Source organism: Flavobacterium sp. J27 (assembly GCF_004303025.1).
GTDB lineage: Bacteria > Bacteroidota > Bacteroidia > Flavobacteriales > Flavobacteriaceae > Flavobacterium.
In genome coordinates this window covers 115525-132857 of record NZ_PJQW01000008.1, presented here as the reverse complement: position 1 = coordinate 132857, position 17333 = coordinate 115525, and the positions used below count along the sequence as shown (strand labels likewise).

General features: G+C 30.6%; 21 protein-coding genes. 3 read left to right on the top strand and 18 right to left on the bottom strand.

The genetic code is table 11. The annotated features are described in order from the left end of the window. Positions 1–20: 20 nt before the first annotated feature. The 4 genes from mltG to dapF are packed head-to-tail and all read right to left on the bottom strand — an operon-like array spanning position 21 to position 2985. Entirely contained in the window at positions 21–1061 is a 1041-nt protein-coding gene (mltG, locus tag CX675_RS12535; protein ID WP_130735585.1) for an endolytic transglycosylase MltG, read from the bottom strand. 1 nt (position 1062) lies between these two features. After that, positions 1063–1599: a GNAT family N-acetyltransferase gene (locus tag CX675_RS12530; protein ID WP_130735584.1), complete on the bottom strand. Its 537-nt coding sequence runs from the start codon at positions 1597–1599 to the stop codon at positions 1063–1065. Next, complete coding sequence (locus CX675_RS12525) at positions 1596–2198, bottom strand: hypothetical protein (RefSeq protein ID WP_130735583.1); 603 nt, start codon at positions 2196–2198, stop codon at positions 1596–1598. Before CX675_RS12525 ends, CX675_RS12530 begins: the two co-directional genes overlap by 4 nt. A 4-nt stretch (positions 2199–2202) precedes the next feature. Beyond that, on the bottom strand, positions 2203–2985 hold the full coding sequence (gene dapF, locus CX675_RS12520) for a diaminopimelate epimerase (RefSeq protein ID WP_130735582.1): 783 nt from the start codon (positions 2983–2985) through the stop codon (positions 2203–2205). A gap of 287 nt (positions 2986–3272) precedes the next feature. Here dapF and CX675_RS12515 point away from each other — a divergent pair, with 287 nt between their 5' ends. Beyond that, positions 3273–4655: a S1C family serine protease gene (locus CX675_RS12515; protein WP_130735581.1), complete on the top strand. Its 1383-nt coding sequence runs from the start codon at positions 3273–3275 to the stop codon at positions 4653–4655. Positions 4656–4716: 61 nt separating this feature from the next. On the opposite strand, the gene CX675_RS12510 is transcribed toward CX675_RS12515, so the two are convergent. Beyond that, positions 4717–5349: an acyloxyacyl hydrolase gene (locus tag CX675_RS12510; RefSeq protein ID WP_130735580.1), complete on the bottom strand. Its 633-nt coding sequence runs from the start codon at positions 5347–5349 to the stop codon at positions 4717–4719. 154 nt (positions 5350–5503) lie between these two features. On the opposite strand from CX675_RS12510, the gene CX675_RS12505 reads away from it, so the two are divergent. Next, a complete protein-coding gene (locus CX675_RS12505; protein WP_130735579.1) occupies positions 5504–6952 on the top strand; it encodes a glyceraldehyde-3-phosphate dehydrogenase in 1449 nt (482 codons plus the stop codon). Positions 6953–7025: 73 nt separating this feature from the next. On the opposite strand, the gene CX675_RS12500 is transcribed toward CX675_RS12505, so the two are convergent. Together CX675_RS12500 and CX675_RS12495 are read right to left on the bottom strand one after the other, a co-directional pair. Next, positions 7026–7322: a DUF721 domain-containing protein gene (locus tag CX675_RS12500; RefSeq protein WP_130735578.1), complete on the bottom strand. Its 297-nt coding sequence runs from the start codon at positions 7320–7322 to the stop codon at positions 7026–7028. Then, positions 7306–7740, bottom strand: coding sequence for a hypothetical protein (locus CX675_RS12495; protein ID WP_130735577.1), 435 nt, complete (start codon positions 7738–7740; stop codon positions 7306–7308). Before CX675_RS12495 ends, CX675_RS12500 begins: the two co-directional genes overlap by 17 nt. A gap of 88 nt (positions 7741–7828) precedes the next feature. On the opposite strand from CX675_RS12495, the gene CX675_RS12490 reads away from it, so the two are divergent. Continuing rightward, positions 7829–8896 carry a serine hydrolase gene (locus CX675_RS12490; protein WP_130735576.1) on the top strand — a complete coding sequence of 356 codons (1068 nt, stop codon included), beginning with the start codon at positions 7829–7831 and terminating at the stop codon, positions 8894–8896. Positions 8897–8899: 3 nt separating this feature from the next. Here CX675_RS12490 and CX675_RS12485 read toward each other — a convergent pair whose 3' ends face one another. The 11 genes from CX675_RS12485 to CX675_RS12435 form a co-directional block, all read right to left on the bottom strand. Next, positions 8900–9613, bottom strand: a complete 714-nt coding sequence (locus tag CX675_RS12485; RefSeq protein ID WP_130735575.1) for a hypothetical protein — start codon at positions 9611–9613, stop codon at positions 8900–8902. A 197-nt stretch (positions 9614–9810) separates the two neighbouring features. Then, positions 9811–10764: a signal recognition particle-docking protein FtsY gene (gene ftsY, locus CX675_RS12480; protein ID WP_130735574.1), complete on the bottom strand. Its 954-nt coding sequence runs from the start codon at positions 10762–10764 to the stop codon at positions 9811–9813. A gap of 87 nt (positions 10765–10851) precedes the next feature. After that, a complete protein-coding gene (locus CX675_RS12475) occupies positions 10852–11004 on the bottom strand; it encodes a DUF4295 domain-containing protein (RefSeq protein ID WP_130735573.1) in 153 nt (50 codons plus the stop codon). 9 nt (positions 11005–11013) lie between these two features. Next, a complete protein-coding gene (gene rpmG, locus CX675_RS12470; protein WP_026714106.1) occupies positions 11014–11196 on the bottom strand; it encodes a 50S ribosomal protein L33 in 183 nt (60 codons plus the stop codon). Between the two features lie 28 nt (positions 11197–11224). Beyond that, positions 11225–11461 carry a 50S ribosomal protein L28 gene (gene rpmB, locus CX675_RS12465; RefSeq protein WP_130735572.1) on the bottom strand — a complete coding sequence of 79 codons (237 nt, stop codon included), beginning with the start codon at positions 11459–11461 and terminating at the stop codon, positions 11225–11227. Between the two features lie 79 nt (positions 11462–11540). Next, entirely contained in the window at positions 11541–12788 is a 1248-nt protein-coding gene (locus tag CX675_RS12460; protein WP_130735571.1) for a competence/damage-inducible protein A, read from the bottom strand. 13 nt (positions 12789–12801) lie between these two features. Beyond that, complete coding sequence (locus CX675_RS12455; protein WP_130735570.1) at positions 12802–13146, bottom strand: Hpt domain-containing protein; 345 nt, start codon at positions 13144–13146, stop codon at positions 12802–12804. A gap of 6 nt (positions 13147–13152) precedes the next feature. Then, complete coding sequence (locus CX675_RS12450; protein WP_130735569.1) at positions 13153–13764, bottom strand: fumarylacetoacetate hydrolase family protein; 612 nt, start codon at positions 13762–13764, stop codon at positions 13153–13155. A 54-nt stretch (positions 13765–13818) separates the two neighbouring features. After that, positions 13819–14589 carry a 3'-5' exonuclease gene (locus tag CX675_RS12445; RefSeq protein ID WP_130735568.1) on the bottom strand — a complete coding sequence of 257 codons (771 nt, stop codon included), beginning with the start codon at positions 14587–14589 and terminating at the stop codon, positions 13819–13821. 93 nt (positions 14590–14682) lie between these two features. Then, complete coding sequence (locus CX675_RS12440) at positions 14683–16029, bottom strand: dihydrolipoamide acetyltransferase family protein (protein ID WP_130735567.1); 1347 nt, start codon at positions 16027–16029, stop codon at positions 14683–14685. An 84-nt stretch (positions 16030–16113) separates the two neighbouring features. Then, positions 16114–17253 (bottom strand): glycosyltransferase family 2 protein, encoded by a 1140-nt coding sequence (locus tag CX675_RS12435; RefSeq protein WP_130735566.1) that lies wholly within the window; start codon positions 17251–17253, stop codon positions 16114–16116. Positions 17254–17333: the final 80 nt, after the last annotated feature.

Sequence of the window (17333 nt, the reverse complement as noted above, 5' to 3'; positions counted from 1 at the left end):
CTATCGCTTCGCTCCAAAAACTATCGATTAATTCCTAACTTATTCACCCATTGACTGTATTCTCTTGCGTTAATTTGATGTTGAGTAAAATTAGCTGCAAAAGCATGATATCCTGGTTTAGACGGACTAGCACAAAAATAATAGTAGTCGTGTTTTTCTGCATTTAAGACTGCATCTATGGCAGAAATATCTGGCATTGTAATAGGCGCTGGTGGCAACCCCGAATTAATATAAGTATTATAGGGTGAATCGATTTTTAAATCATCATATAAAACTCTTTTAATGACTTGATTGAAATCTCCCGATTGCTTTTTTAAAGCGTAAATAATGGTTGGATCTGCTTGCAATGGCATTCCAGTTGCTAATCTATTTAAATAAACTCCTGCAACTCTAGGCCTTTCATCTATTTTTACCGTTTCTTTTTGAACAATTGAGGCTAAAGTAGACACTTCGAGTGGTGTTAACTTCTTGTTCATCGCTTTCATTTTTCTTTCGTTATTCCAAAAGCGACGGTAATTTTTAGCCATTTTATCTGCTATTTTAGTTGCTGATGTATTCCAGTAAAACTCATAAGTATCTGGAATAAAAAGAGCTAAAACAGTTTCTTTAGTAAATTCATTTTCGGTTAAAAATTGTGGGTCTGTAAATGCTTTTACAAAGGCTAAACTGTCTGGTTCGGTTTGAGATGCTAATCTTCCTGCTAAATTTCCGATACTTTCCTGATTATTAAAAGCAATTCGTATAGGAATATTATTACGTAAGGCACGTACGATATCAAAATTACTCATCCCTTTTTTAATTAAAAAGCGACCTGCTTTTATATTTTGAGGATATTTTCGGCTTGAAGCCATGAAATCAAAATTATCAATATTTGTAAGATATGGGTTTAAAATTTCTTTTACTTCATTGAAAGTAGCATTTGTAGGAATATTTACAAATACTTCGTTTTGAGAAAATTTTGTATTAGAAACAAAGGCTTTTTTATACACTACGTAACCTACAATTCCTGCTACAAAAATTCCTGCTACCGCTATAAAAGCTAGGATTCTTTTTAATTTCAATTTATTTATGTTTAGGATTAATTAACTGTACCAAATATTCGTCTTTATACACTCCGTTGACTTTGTTCCAATCTTTTTTAACTCCAATTTCTTGGAACCCAAATTTAGAAAAAAGTTGCAAACTAACTTTATTTTCAACACCTATATTTGCATATAACTGATGTAATTGTAATTGCTTAAAAGCATAATTTATTACTAATTCTAAGGCTTCTGTACCAATACCTTTTTCTCGATATTCTTCTTTTTGAATTAAAATACCGATTCCCGCTCTACTATTTTTGGGATCAAAATCAAACAAATCAATTAAACCTACAGCTACATCAGAACTTAAGAGACAAATCGCTAATCGGAGTTGTTTGGCTTCATAAATATCTTGGTGTGCATTTTCTAGATACTGACGAATTAAAAACTTACTGTAAGGGGTAATTGTATTACTAATTTCCCATATCCTTTCATCATTTTCAATAGTATATACAAATTCCAAATCTTCAGGCTCTAAAGCTCTTAAATAGATATGTTGTCCTTTTAATGTAATCAATTTGTTTTTTTTATAAATGATTTTGTAGCATCAATAACACTGTCATATTTTTTAAGAATATCTTTATAATTATCAGTTTTCGGAAGTCCATTTTCCTGATACTTTTCCATAATTTTTGAAGTTACTCTTATTTGTAACATAATATAATAATCTCTCATCAACTCAGACTTTATATTTAACAAGCTATCATTTTTTATGTTGTCTTTATTTATAGTCGTAAATTTCTCATGCATTTTTACTAAATCTTGTTGCATTTTAGACCTAAAAACAGAATCTTTAATGCTGTTTAGTTTTTGTTCTACACTATTCCAATACCTTTCATTATTAGCAACATAGTTTTTGTATAAATCTAAACTATCATTACCCAACTTTCTTAGCTTGTTAATTTCTGCATCAAGTTGTTTTAATTCCGAATTATTTTCTAAAGCCTCTTTATATAAGCCATCTAAAACATCTCCTCTACCCTTTCTTATAAAGGAATCATAAGACAAATTATTTCCATTTGAAAGTGCTTTTGGTGTGTTATGTTCATTACTTTTTCTGTTTGAGCAAGAAACAAAAAGTAACATGACAAACACTAATCTAATTATTGTTAACATAAAATTATATTTCAATGATTCCTTCAAAAACAAATTTGGCTGGACCAGTTAAAAAAACATGTTTAAACTTTCCATTTTCTTCTTCAAAATTCACTTCTAAATTCCCTCCTTTTACTTGCAATTTAACATGATTTGATGGTGTTACTTTATTATGATACATCGCAATAGCTACTGCGGTAACACCCGTTCCACAAGATAATGTTTCATCTTCAACACCTCTTTCATAGGTTCGTACTGCAAATTTGTCATTATCTATTTGTTTTACAAAGTTGATATTACTTCCAGCTTTTCCATATAAATCAGAATATCTAATTTGACTCCCAACAGTCTTAACATCAAAATGAGTTAAATCGGAAACCATTTCAACATGATGTGGAGAACCTGTATTCAAGAAAGTATGATTTGGAAATACTTCAATTTTAGTAACATCTTTCATTTGTAGAGAAATTAAATTTTCTTTTGAAATAGTCGCAAAGTGATAGCCATCTATGGCTTCAAACTGTGCTTCATTTTGAACAATTTCTAATTGTTTGGCAAAAGCGACCAAGCATCTTCCTCCATTACCACACATACTACTCTCATTTCCATCTGAATTATAGTACACCATTTTAAAATCATATTGTTCATGATTTTCGAGTAAAATTAATCCATCTGCTCCTATTCCAAATCTTCTATCACATAAAAATGCAACAAGTTTGGTATCATTTTTGGGAAAAGTATTATGACGATTATCAATCATAACAAAATCATTACCTGTTCCTTGATATTTATAAAATGTAAGCTTCATTTTTCTTTTTTAGAATACACAAAGATAAAAACAAAGAAGTAACGAATACAAATAAATATTAGTATCTAAAAAATGTTTATTTCTTTGATGATCTTATTGTTTTAAGTTCTATTAAAAAGATGTTAAACATTGTTAAGTGAGCGTTAAACTGATTTTTTGTTAAATTTTTGTGTTTAATTTTACAATGAAAACAAATGATTGAATTATTATAAAATTACTTTTTAGATTATTTGAATCAAAAATTTAAGAAAAGCATCATATTTATAACTCTAAAAAATTGAATTTATATGAAAAGATTAGGAAGTATTTTTTTAGTAGCATTACTAAGTGGCGCCATAACTTTAGGTGCTTATAAATTATTTTTGGAACCTAAAAATACATCTTTAATTTCTGTAGCTCCAAACTACGCAAAAAATGTATCCTTAGGCCCTGAAAACATTGATTTCACTGTTGCAGCCGAGACAGCAGTTCATAGTGTAGTACACGTTAAGAACATGACGTTACAAAGAGTATATAGTAACCCAATGGAGTATATATTTGGTTACGGAAGAGGTGGCGGACAACAACAAATGCAAGTTGGAACGGGTTCTGGTGTAATTATTTCAGAAGATGGTTATATCGTTACCAATAATCACGTGATTGACAACGCTAGTCAGTTAGAGGTTACCTTAAATAACAATAAAAGTTACCCTGCCAAGTTAATTGGTACTGATTCAAACATGGATATTGCTTTGATAAAAATTGATACCGATGAAAAGTTACCTTATATTGTTTTTGGAGATTCAGAAAATATTAAAGTAGGAGAATGGGTTTTAGCAGTTGGTAATCCATACAATTTAACTTCTACTGTAACAGCAGGCATTGTTTCTGCTAAAGCAAGAGATTTAAGCAACCAAGGATTACAATCTTTTATTCAGACAGATGCAGCGGTAAATCCAGGAAACAGTGGTGGTGCTTTGGTTAACACACGTGGAGAATTAGTTGGAATTAACACAATGATTTCATCACCTACAGGAAGTTATACGGGCTATTCATTTGCAGTACCTTCAAACATTACCCGAAAAATAATTGAAGATTTAATGGAATTTGGAAATGTTCAAAGAGGTGTACTAGGAATTGAAGGTAGAGAGTTGAATAGCGTTTTCTCAAAAGAGTTAGGTGTTCAACAAACAGAAGGTTTTTATGTAGGAGGAGTAACCAAAAAGTCGGGTGCTGAAAAAGCAGGTATTAAAGAAGGAGATATCATTATAAAAATTGATCATAAAAAAATAAATAAGTTCAATGATTTAACTACCTACATTAATTCCAAACGTCCAGAAGAAATAGTTAATGTTACTGTTTTAAGAGAAGGAGATGAAAAAATTATTCCTGTTAAATTAACAAAAAGAGAATTATTAATTTTAGAAGCAAATGGTGTAGAGTTTGAAGATATTTCTATCAATGAGAAAAAAGAAAACAATATTGATTATGGTGTACGTATTAAAACCATAAAAAATCCTGAGATAATGGAATATTCAGACGCTCTAGAAGGAAGCATTGTATTAACTGTAGATGGAAGAAAAGTTGATAATGCAGAAAAAATAACATCTTATTTAAAAAGCAAAAAGAATCCACGATCGCAATATAAATTAATTACAAAAGACGGTCAACTGTTACAAGTAATATTTTAATTTTCATCTTAATTTTCATAATTAAACAGCATTCGTTTTGATAATGAATGCTGTTTTTATTTTAATTAAATTCATAATAGGTACCCAATTCAAAACCAACCGCATTATAACCAAAATTAGGCTTCTGAATATTTGCATTAGACACATGTCTAAACAAACATTTCGCATCTAAAGAAATCCGACCTAATTTATAATTAGTGCCTAAACCAAAAATATCACTAAAAGCAAATCCTTTTTGCAAACGTTCCGTTTCTGTATCGATATACATAGGGCCTACATTTGCCAAACCATAAACAGACATTCTAGGATTAAAATAATAACGATAAATAACTCCTAAATTTAAAACATATTCATTCATAGATTTAAGAGGCATAAATTTAGCTCGCAATTCATCGCCATTAGGAACTGTATGACTAATGAACCAATAATTTACTAATTGATGTTTAGATCTGTAATAACTTGGTTCTACCAGTAATTCCCAAGTATGATTTTCATTTTTAGACAAATTAAAATGACTCGATATTTTATAAAAATTGTTTTCATAAAAATAGTCGCTATCTTGCTTTACAAAGGTATCTTGAGAAGAATAACCATATAAAAAACCAATTCGCAACCACTTTTTAGGTTTTGTTTGCTCTTGAGCATGAGAAATTAAAAAAAAGAACAAAAAAATAGCAGTACAATTAAATTTCATTTTGGGTATAGATTAATTGTTCCAAAAATACTTTAATTTACATTGAGACAAAATATTTTTATACGGATTTTTATTTGAAAAAATATTTTACGAAAACGATTGAAATGAGTACTTTTGCAAAAAAATTACACAACACCATTTTATTTTTTACTTCATGAACAACAACACTTTATACGAAAAAGAGCTTACATTTCAAGCCGATAGAAGAAAAGCGTGCGTCGAATTTATTAAAATCGTTAGTGATTTATGGTATGATAAATCAATAGAATTGATTCTTTTCAGAAACCAACTGATAGACCGAAGCGTGAGCGACATTATCAACCTTCATGAATATGCAGTACAATTTGTTGGAAAACCAATCAACATTTTTGATTCAGTTGAAATTGCAAGTGCTATTCAAAGTTTAGACTTACCTCCTTCAAGAATTGACATTGGTAAACTTACTTACGAATATCATTTAGAAGACAATAAATATAATGATTCTAAAGCTTTTGTAATTGACAAATTGAAGAATGCTAGAGATTACAAAGAAATTAAACCAAAAGATGTCGTTTTATATGGTTTTGGAAGAATTGGTCGTCTTTTAGCTCGTGAAATGATGAGTAAAATAGGGAAAGGACAACAATTACGTTTAAGAGCAATTGTGACTAGAGATAAAACAGATGCCGTTTTATTAGAAAAAAGAGCATCCTTATTACGTTATGATTCTGTACATGGAGATTTTGAAGGATCAGTTCAGGCAGATATTGAAAACAATGCTTTAATTATAAACGGAACAACAGTTCATATTATTACAGCTTCAAGTCCAGAAGAAATTGATTATACCACTTATGGAATAGAAGACGCTTTAGTAATTGACAACACAGGAGCCTTTACTACAGAAGAAGCTTTAAAGAGACATTTAACTTCAAAAGGTGTAGATAAAGTATTACTAACAGCACCTGGAAAAGGAGTTCCAAATATTGTTTATGGTGTAAATCATGAAGATTTTAACCCTGATGAAGTAACTATTTATTCTGCTGCTTCTTGTACTACTAATGCTATTACCCCAATTTTAAAAGTAGTAGAAGATACATTAGGAGTTGTTAAAGGTCATATTGAAACGATTCATGCGTATACCAATGATCAAAACTTGGTTGACAATATGCATAAAAAATACCGTAGAGGACGTTCTGCTGCTTTAAATATGGTAATTACAGAAACTGGTGCAGGAAGTGCAGTTGCGAAAGCGTTACCAAGTTTAGCTGGAAAACTAACTTCTAATGCCATTCGTGTACCTGTTCCAAATGGATCTTTAGTAGTTTTAAATTTAGAAGTAAATAAAGAAACCACAGTAGCCGAATTGAATAATATCATGAAGAAATATGCTTTAGAAGGAAAACTAGTAGAGCAAATTAAATATTCATTAAATAATGAATTAGTATCCTCAGATATTGTAGGCACTTCTGCACCATCTATATATGATAGTAACGCTACTATTGTATCTGCAGACGGTAAAAATATTGTAATGTATGTTTGGTATGACAATGAATATGGTTATAGTCACCAAGTAATTCGATTAGCAAAATACATTTCTAAAGTAAGACGATACACTTACTATTAATAGTTGCTTATAATTCAATAAAAAGAGCGATTCAAATTGAATCGCTCTTTTTGTTATCCTTTCAGTTTACAATTTAAGAAAGCACTACTTTAGTTATAATTTCTTTTCCCATTTCTTCATTAATCATTTTCACAATCTTTTCTTTTCCATAAGAAAGTTCTTCTCTTAAAACAGCTGATGTAAGACGCACATATAATGTTTTATTTTTCAAATCTATAGCTTCTGTATAATTAGCCACTCCATTACCCATAATTTGCACCCAAGCTTCTTTTATTTTCACTTTATCCATTCCTGTTTCTAATTTATTTTGGATTACAAAACTTTGTAATACCTCTTTTATAGAAACCTCCTCACTAAATCGCTTTGCCATCTTTGCCTAATTTTATGTCTGTTCGTTTTTTATAATAATATTCTATTCCTTGTTCGTTTTTTAAAACTAACCTTGTATCACTTAAGTCTTGTATCACTTCTTTCCAATCTGAAAACTCAGTATGATTTAACAAGATAACATTACCTTCTTTTTGTTCTATCGTAAATTCTTGAATTACATTATTCAGTACAAAATTACCATTATAAAGCATCACAACCTTCCTTCTAGTACCTTTATTTTTATCTAAATTTATCTGTTCTACTGATTCATTTATTTTATACTCTTTAACCCTCTGATCTGCTAAAATAACTTTTTCAATTTCCCAAATTCCGCCTAAAGCTTGTATATCTATTGTAGCCTTTTTTTCTGAGCATGATAACACTACAAGAAAAAGAAAACTGAATACTATTTTTTTCATTCTCTAAATTTTAAATAAAATTACATATTTCGAAGAGATAAATTAAACTATTTTTTATTTTTATTGTCTAAACTAGAAATAATCCTTTATGAAACGAATTTACATTCTTTTTTCATTCCTTTCAATATTATATAGTTGTAGTAATTCAGAAGACACAATTATTTCTACAACAGAAGAAAATATGTATTTCCCTCCAAATGACGTCACAACTTGGGAAACTAAAACGCCCGCAAGCTTGTCATGGAACCAAAATAACATTCCAGATTTATTAAATTATTTAGAAACAAAAAACAGTAAAAGTTTTATTATATTACATAATGGCAAAATTGTAATGGAATATTATTTTAACGGTCATACCAATACTTCTGCTTGGTACTGGGCAAGCGCTGGCAAAACACTTACTTCCACCGTAACAGGAATAGCTGAACAAGAAGGATTGCTTAATATTAATAATAAAGTTTCTGATTATTTAGGTACTGGATGGACGAGTGCTCCTCTGACTAAAGAAAACCTGATAACTTGCAAAAACTTGCTAAGCATGAATTCTGGATTAGACGACAGCTTAGGAGATGATGTATCTCCCGCAAACCTTCAATATATAGCTGACGCTGGAACAAGATGGGCTTATCATAATGTATATGTAAAATTACAAGATGTAGTTGCAACTGCTTCAGGACAAACTTGGGATTCCTATTTTAATAGCAAATTAAAAAGCCCAATTGGAATGACAGGTGCTTGGATTCCAAATGGCGATTTAAGCGTTTATTGGAGCACCACAAGAAGCATGGCTCGTTTTGGTTTATTAGCATTAAACAATGGGAAATGGAACGAAACTCAAATTATCAATACTAATTTCTTCACCAATGCCATTACCACTTCGCAAAACATAAACGAAGCCTACGGATACTTATGGTGGTTAAATGGAAAATCCACATACCATTTACCTCAAACACAAATTCAATTTCCAGGAGAATTAATTCCAAATGGACCGGATGATATGTATATGGCATTAGGAAAAAATGATCAAAAAATCTATGTGGTTCCTAGTCGAAAATTAGTTGTTATCAGAATGGGAGATGCAGCCGATGGTTCTAATTTTGCACTTTCAGATTTTGATAATGTATTATGGGGAAAAATCAGTTCTGTAATCAATTAAGAATTATTGATGAGACGTAACAACTTTAATTTCCTTTTTATTAATCCATTTTTCAAGGAGACTTTCATTGGTACTTAAAGGTGTAATATAAAAAGTTGAAAAATAATGAAAGACTTTTGATGTCTCAATTCCTTCTTTTTGTACTTCTCCTGAAAAAAAATTAGAATCAATAATATATAATTGATTATCTTTTTTAAAAATAAAACCTACGTGACTTTTGTCAAATCCAATAAAATATATACCTTCTTTTAAAACCCTATAAAGTTCCTCTTGACAATCTACACTAGTTTTATGTTTAATGACACGAACAGAATCTAAAACAGCTAAACTATAAGCTTCATTTACAGGCAATTGCTGTGCCAACTTATACCTATTAACAGCAAGACCAATATCTCTTAAAGTGGTAGAAACAAAATAACCACAGGCAACTTCTCCATTTTTAGGAATACTAGTATGTCCTTCAAAAGACCATTTTGTTCCATACCAATATGGGAACACATAATCGACTAAGTTTCTGGTAAATATTTCAGAAATAGAATCTTTAGAAATAGTTTTATTTTTCAACGTACTTCTTTCTAATTCAATTTTCGCTTTGATTTCTGCATACGATTCCACATAAACATTTTCTTTAGAAAATTCCTGAAAAGTGTCCTTATTAAAACTAAAAATAGTACTAATTGAAATTAAAAAAAATGAATAAATAGAATTATAACGCATTATTATTTTCTCTTAACTGTAAAAAATAGAATAATAGAAAAATAGAATAGTACAAAACTAATTAACCTACTAATAACAAATGTTTCGTTGTGTGTTTCTTCTAAAGGATACACAATAACTGCCAAAATAACCGAGGTAATAAAATACCAAATAAAAGATATATTTATTAAAAAACTAAAAAATCGCTTTAACATTTATTATTTGAAGAAAGAATCCACAAACTCAAACTTATTAAACACCTGCAAATCTTCAATACCTTCTCCTACTCCAATATATTTTACTGGAATCTTAAATTGATCAGAAATTCCTATAACAACACCTCCTTTTGCTGTCCCGTCTAATTTTGTAACAGCCAAACTAGTAACTTCTGTAGCAGCTGTGAATTGCTTTGCTTGTTCAAATGCGTTTTGGCCAGTTGAGCCATCTAAAACCAACATAACATCATGAGGGGCATTTTCTACCACTTTTTGCATGACACGCTTTACTTTTGTTAACTCATTCATTAAGTTTACCTTATTATGCAAACGTCCAGCTGTATCAATAATGACTACATCAGCGTTTTGAGCTACAGCAGATTGCAAGGTATCAAAAGCTACAGAAGCAGGATCACTACCCATTTGTTGACGTACAATAGGAATATTTACGCGATCAGCCCAAATCTGCAACTGGTCAATAGCTGCTGCTCTAAAAGTATCTGCAGCGCCTAACACAACACTGTATCCTGCTTTTTTAAACTGGTTCGCTAGTTTACCAATAGTTGTTGTTTTACCTACACCATTTACTCCAACCACCATAATAACATAAGGCTTCTTTCCTTCTGGAACAATAAAATCGGTTTCATTACCTGTATTATTTTCAGCTAATAAACCTGCTATTTCTTCCCTTAAAATTTTATTTAGCTCATCTGTACCTAAATACTTATCTGCTGCCACCCTATCCTCTATTCTTCTGATAATTTTCAAGGTAGTATCTACACCTACATCAGAAGAAACTAAAATTTCTTCGAGATTATCTAAAACCTCATCATCTACATTTGATTTACCAGCTACTGCTTTGGTTAATTTGGAGAAGAAAGATGTTTTTGTCTTTTCTAAACCTTTATCTAAAGTTTCCTTTTTTTCTGAAGAAAAAATTCTTTTAAAAAAACTCATATGTATTTACTATTTATTGGCAAATGTAAAAATAAAAAAGCTACTTTCAAATGAAAGTAGCTTTTCTATATAAATTGAAAAAAAGAATTATTTCTTTTTTAAATAATCATCAACTAATTCAGGAGCCATAACTGATTCAACGAATGTGTAAGCACCTGTTTTTGGAGATTTAACCATTTTTATAGCTTTGGTTAATCTCTTTGAAGAAGTTTGTAAAGTTGCTACGGTTTTCTTTGCCATGACTTAATATTATTTAATTTCTTTATGAACTGTTACTTTTTTCAAGATTGGATTAAATTTTTTAATCTCTAATCTATCTGGAGTATTTTTTTTGTTTTTAGTAGTAATGTAACGAGATGTTCCTGCTACACCAGATGCTTTATGCTCTGTACACTCTAAAATAACCTGAATTCTATTACCTTTCTTTGCCATCTTGATATATTATTAAGGATTCTAGGAATTATTTAATCATTCCGTCTGCTTTTGCTTTTTTAAGAACAGCAGCAATACCATTTTTATTAATTGTCTTTAATGCAGATGCAGAAACCTTTAAGGTTACCCATCTATCTTCTTCAGCAATATAAAAACGCTTTTTAAATAAATTAACAGAGAATTTTCTCTTAGTTTTATTCATAGCGTGAGAAACATTGTTCCCTACCATTGCTCTTTTACCTGTAAGTTCACAAACTCTTGACATTATTTATACTCTTTATTTCGTTATTCAAAATCAGGGTGCAAAGAAACAAAATTGAATCCAATTACACAACTATCTTTTATTAATTTTTTAAAATTTCTTTATAAAGTATTTCAAAGGCCTTATTTACCGCCCTATCAACCACTTTTACACGAGGCTGTCCAAAATTAAATTCCTCACAATAAACTGTTTCTGGAGTGGCTAAAGCAATATAAACTGTTCCTACATTTGCTTCTGAATCTCCTTTTTCTGGACCTGCATTGCCCGTGGTTGCGATAGCATAATCTGTTTTAAAAAGTTGCTGCGCTTGAAGTGCCATATTTTTTGCAACTTGCTCGCTTACCACTGAAAAATCATTGATTAAAGTCTTATCAACCCCCAAAACATTTATTTTCGATTCAGTAGCATAACTTACCACGCTTCCCTTAAAATAAGAGGAAGCTCCTGGCACAGAGGTAATCATTTCAGCAATTTTTCCTCCTGTACAGCTTTCTGCCAAAGCTAATGTTGCTTTTTTTTCTTTTAATAAATTGCCAACTACAACTTCAATGACTTCTTCTTCGCCAATTCCAACAATAACCTCACCTATTAATTGGTACAAAGCTTTTATTTGTGCTTCTAAAGCTGTTTTTAAAACTTCTTCTTCTTCTCCTCTAGCCGTTAATCGTAACCTTACTCTTCCTGGAGCTGGCAAATACGCTAATTTTATATTTTTTGGTAGGTTATCTTCCCAAGTTTCTATTTGTTCTGCTAATAAACTTTCTCCTCTGCCATAAGTCATTACCGTTTTATGAATAATATAGGGACGCTTAAATTTTTGAACTAATCTTGGAATCACCTCATTATTTACAAGATATTGCATCTCATAAGGCACTCCAGGCAAAGAAATATACACTGTTTTTTCTTTTTCCATCCACATTCCAGGAGCTGTTCCTATTTTATTAAATAGAATTTCTGCTCGAGAAGGAACTAAAGCTTGTTCCTTGTTAATTTGTGTGATTGGTCTTTTATAAAACCCTTCTATTAAAGCAGTAACATGAGCTAGTACAACCGCATCCTCAACTAAATTATCATTAAAATACTCGCAGAATGTTTTTTTGGTAATATCATCTTTTGTTGGTCCTAATCCTCCAGTAACAATCACTAGATCTACTTTATTTTGAAAATAATGTAGTGTTTGCAAAATATGATCTTTCTCGTCGGATATAGAAAACATTTCGTAAGTTGCTATTCCAATTTTATCTAAAGCTTTCGCTATGTATGAGGAATTTGTATCTATAATTTGCCCAATAAGAATCTCATCACCAATGGTAACAATTGCAGCTTTCATAAATGAATTGGAATTATAATTTGAAATCTTTCTTTAACTCTTTAATAGCTAAATCTACTCTATCTTTAAGAGATTTATAAACTTCTTTGATATCTTTTTTTTTCCCTTCAGACTTAGCCCATGTCATGATTTGAATATTTTCATCATAAGCCAAATCCATGCCTAATAAGTCTAGTGAAGGTTTAATTTTGTGTGCAGCAGCATACGTCCTAGAATAATCTTTTTCTTCAATACCTACTTTTATTGATTTTATCTCATCTGGTACCTCTTGTAAAAAAAGATTCACAATTTGAAGTGCAAACTCTACATCGTTCTCAGAAATCTCATACACTTTTGATAAATTGTACTGTAATGCCATATATAATTATTTAACTTGAATCTTGAAAGTTTGGTTATTTTCAATAAACCCTTCTAAAACATCTCCTGCTTTTACAGAAGCAACACCTTTTGGCGTCCCAGTGAATATTACATCACCTTTTTTTAAAGTGAAAAACTGTGAAACATAAGCTATTATTTCATCTATTTTCCAGAGCATTAATGAAGTGTTTCCAGTTTGTACAACAGCTCCATTACTTCTTAACTCAAAGTTAATATTTTCTACCGATGTAAACGATTTTTTCGATAAAAAGCTACCAATAATCGCTGAATGGTCAAACGCTTTGGCTTTTTCCCAAGGTAAACCTTTTGCTTTTAATTGGCTTTGTAGGTCTCTAGCCGTAAAATCTATCCCTAAACCAATCTCTTCATAATAGTTGGAAGCAAATTTAGGACTAATATATTTTCCTACTTTACAAATTTTTACCAAAACTTCCACTTCATGATGCACATCTTGACTAAAATCTGGAATATAGAAAGGCGTTTTTTTAGGTAAAACTGCCGTTTCTGGCTTTAAAAAAATAACTGGTTCTGATGGTTTTTCATTATTCAACTCCGAAATATGATCTACATAATTTCTACCGATGCAAATTATCTTCATTCTTTCAATGATTAGTCTTAAGGTTAGTGACAATACTAACACAATTATTCTTTTTTATTTTGTATTTAATTTTCTTAATTTAATTCCAGTTAACACTTTTTTAGTATACAAAGGGAAATCTGCATTTTGCAACCAACTGAAGTAGCCAGGTTCTTTTTCTAAAACATCTTCAACAAGCACTCCTTTATGTTTACCAAAAGAAAAAACTTCTTTATCCTCTTTATTTAAAACGATAAAGCCTGCAAAATCAACTGTTTTTTTTCTTGTGGTAAATTCTGATAATGATTTAATATCATTTTCCAAATCTTCATATCGATCTAATTGGGCTTTTAAAATTTCATAAGTTGCCATGGTATCAGCTTCCGCGCTATGTGCATTTTCTAAACTTTCATTACAATAAAATTTGTAGGCCGCACTTAAGGTTCGCTCCTCTTTTTTATGAAAAATAGTTTGAATATCTATAGAAACCCTATTCTTCATATCAAAATCTACTCCTGCTCGTAACATTTCTTCTGCCAATAAGGGAATATCAAAACGGTCTGAATTAAAACCTGCTAAATCTGAATCTTTTATCATATTATAAACATGAGGTGCTAATTCACTAAAAGGAGGCTCATTAGCAACTTTCTCATTGGTTATCCCATGAACAGCTGTTGTTTGTGGAGGAATGGGTATCGTTGGATTAACTAACCATGTTTTACTTTCTTTATTTCCGTTTGGATATACTTTAAATACAGAAATTTCTACAATTCTATCTTTAGCTACATCTATACCTGTAGTTTCTAGATCAAAAAAGCATATTGGCCTATTAAGTTTTAATTCCATTATTTTTTAAGTTTTTTTTGCAAAGATAAAATTAAAAATAAAAACCCGACAAACTGACGAGTTTGTCGGGTAATCATATTATTTGATTATAAATTAAATATCTCTATTACTATCCCATGCTTCTAAATATTCTGCTACTCTTTTCACAAAACTACCTCCCAAAGCACCATCGACAACTCTATGATCATAAGAGTGAGATAAGAACATTTTTTGACGAATACCAATAAAATCACCTTCAGAAGTTTCGATTACAGCCGGAACTTTTCGAATAGCTCCTAATGCTAAGATACCTACTTGTGGCTGATTGATGATTGGTGTTCCAAAAACAGAACCGAAAGTACCCACATTAGTAACCGTATAAGTCCCTCCTTGCGTATCGTCTGGTTTTAATTTACCTATTCTAGCTCTGTTAGCCAAATCATTTACTGTTTTAGCCATTCCAACTAAATTTAACTGATCCGCATTTTTAATAACAGGCACTATTAAATTACCATTTGGTAAAGCAGCAGCCATTCCTAAATTAATATTTTTCTTTTTGATAATATAGTCTCCATCAACTGAAATATTCATTCCTGGGAAATCTTTTAACGCTTTCGCAACTACTTCCATAAAAATAGGCGTAAAGGTTAATTTTTCCCCTTCTCTTTTTTCGAAAGCGCCTTTTACTTTATCTCTCCATTTAACAATATTAGTTACGTCAACTTCAATAAAAGACTGTACATGAGCAGATGTTTGAACAGATTCTACCATGTATTTCGATATCAGTTTACGCATTCTATCCATTTCTACAATTTCGTCTGCACCATTAACTGACGTAGGCACTACTGTTGAAACAGGCTGCGGTTGCTCTGAAACTGTTGTTGATTTCGTTTCAGAAACTGCTGATTGCGGTTGTGGAATTGTTTCTTTTTTAGAAACAGCGAATTTTGTATTTCTCTCCTTAATATAATTTAAAATATCTTCTTTATTTACACGACCACCTTTTCCGGTACCTTCCATTACTTCTAGTTCTTCTAAGGTAACGCCTTCTTCTTTAGCTATATTTCTTACCAATGGCGAATAGAATTTATTGGCATCAGAAAAATCTATTGTACTTACCGTTTCTTGTACTGTTTCAATAGTGTTAGTAAGCTCTTCAGCAACATGCTCCTCAACTGGAGTTTCATTTACGACTTCTGGCTGACTTGCAACAGCTCCTCCATCTGTTTCAATAATAGCAATTGTTTGACCCACTTGTACTACATCATCTACATTAAATAGAATCTCTACTAATGTACCAGCAACTTCAGAAGGTACTTCACTATCGACTTTATCTGTCGCTATTTCCAAGACCGCTTCATCCATTTCAATTTTATCTCCAACTTGCTTTAGCCAGTTAGTCACTGTTGCTTCTGCAACACTTTCACCCATTTTAGGTAATTTCAATTCAAACTTTGCCATATTTCTAAACTAAAGTTGTTTTTTTTAATCTGTTTTGCAAAAATAATAAAAAAAAGATGTTTTTATAAGGAATTTAATATTATTTTACAGTAATCTCACTTCACCTCTATCATTTGAATTATTGCTTCCAATTAGAAACTTAGAATGAGGAAAATAGTTCTTATATGTAATATTTTTATTCTTATTTAACTGCATAAAATTAATAATTTCTACATAACTAAAATCATCTGTATTAAATATAATTTCAATATTTTCACCCGAAACCTTTTTAAACATTTCAAACGAAGAAAGATAACATATTGGTTCTCCTACATTTAAATCAAATTTATTTTTTGTAAATATTATGTAACTATCAATTTTTCTTTTTGCTGTATTTTGTTGATTCTTCTTTAAAATAACAAACAAGAAACTACCAAAACGCATCATTGTATCAAATAAGAAAGATTTTTTAAAGTGTTTTTTATAAAAATACTGCATGGCATTACGAAATCTTTCCATATAAGCACCATCTCTTACTGTGCTTTCTCCTTTATAATGTATGATTGTCGTTTTAGGGTAATAATAATTTTCATACCCATGTTTAATTGCTGTATAACTTAAATCAATATCATCAGAATACATAAAACAATCTTCATCAAAACCACCTATTTCTAAATATAAATTGCGTTTCATAAACATAAAAGCCCCTACTAATATAGCTACTTTACCAGAAGTATTCTCGGAAATATGCTGTGCATAATATTGATTAAACCAATGCCATTTTGGAAAAAGTTTATATAACCCAAAAATTTTAGTAATCGAAACCCATGGTGTAGGTAGTCCTCGCTTACTTTCTGGTAAAAAGCTCCCAGAGCCATCAATCAGTTTACAACCTACAATACCTGTGTTTTGTTGTCCATAATCTGCTTGAAACAACTTCGTAAAAGTATCTTCTGCAAGCACAGTATCTGGATTTAAGATACAAATATACTCTCCCTTAGCAACAGCAACACCAATATTGTTTCCTTTTGGAAATCCTAAATTTTCCTTGTTTTCAATTAATTGAATATTTGGAAATAATCTTTTCACCATTTCGCAACTCCCATCAGATGAATTATTATCTACAATAATAATTTCTCCAGAATCGTCGGGATTCAAATTTGCGAGTGCTTTTTGAACACTATAAATACATTGCTCTAAAAAATAGCGCACATTATAGTTTAGAATAATAACTGAGAGTTGCATGACGCGAATATAAATATTCTTATAAAATTTTAAAAAAGTATTATTTATTTGTTTTTGACATATTTAAAAATCTCAATATC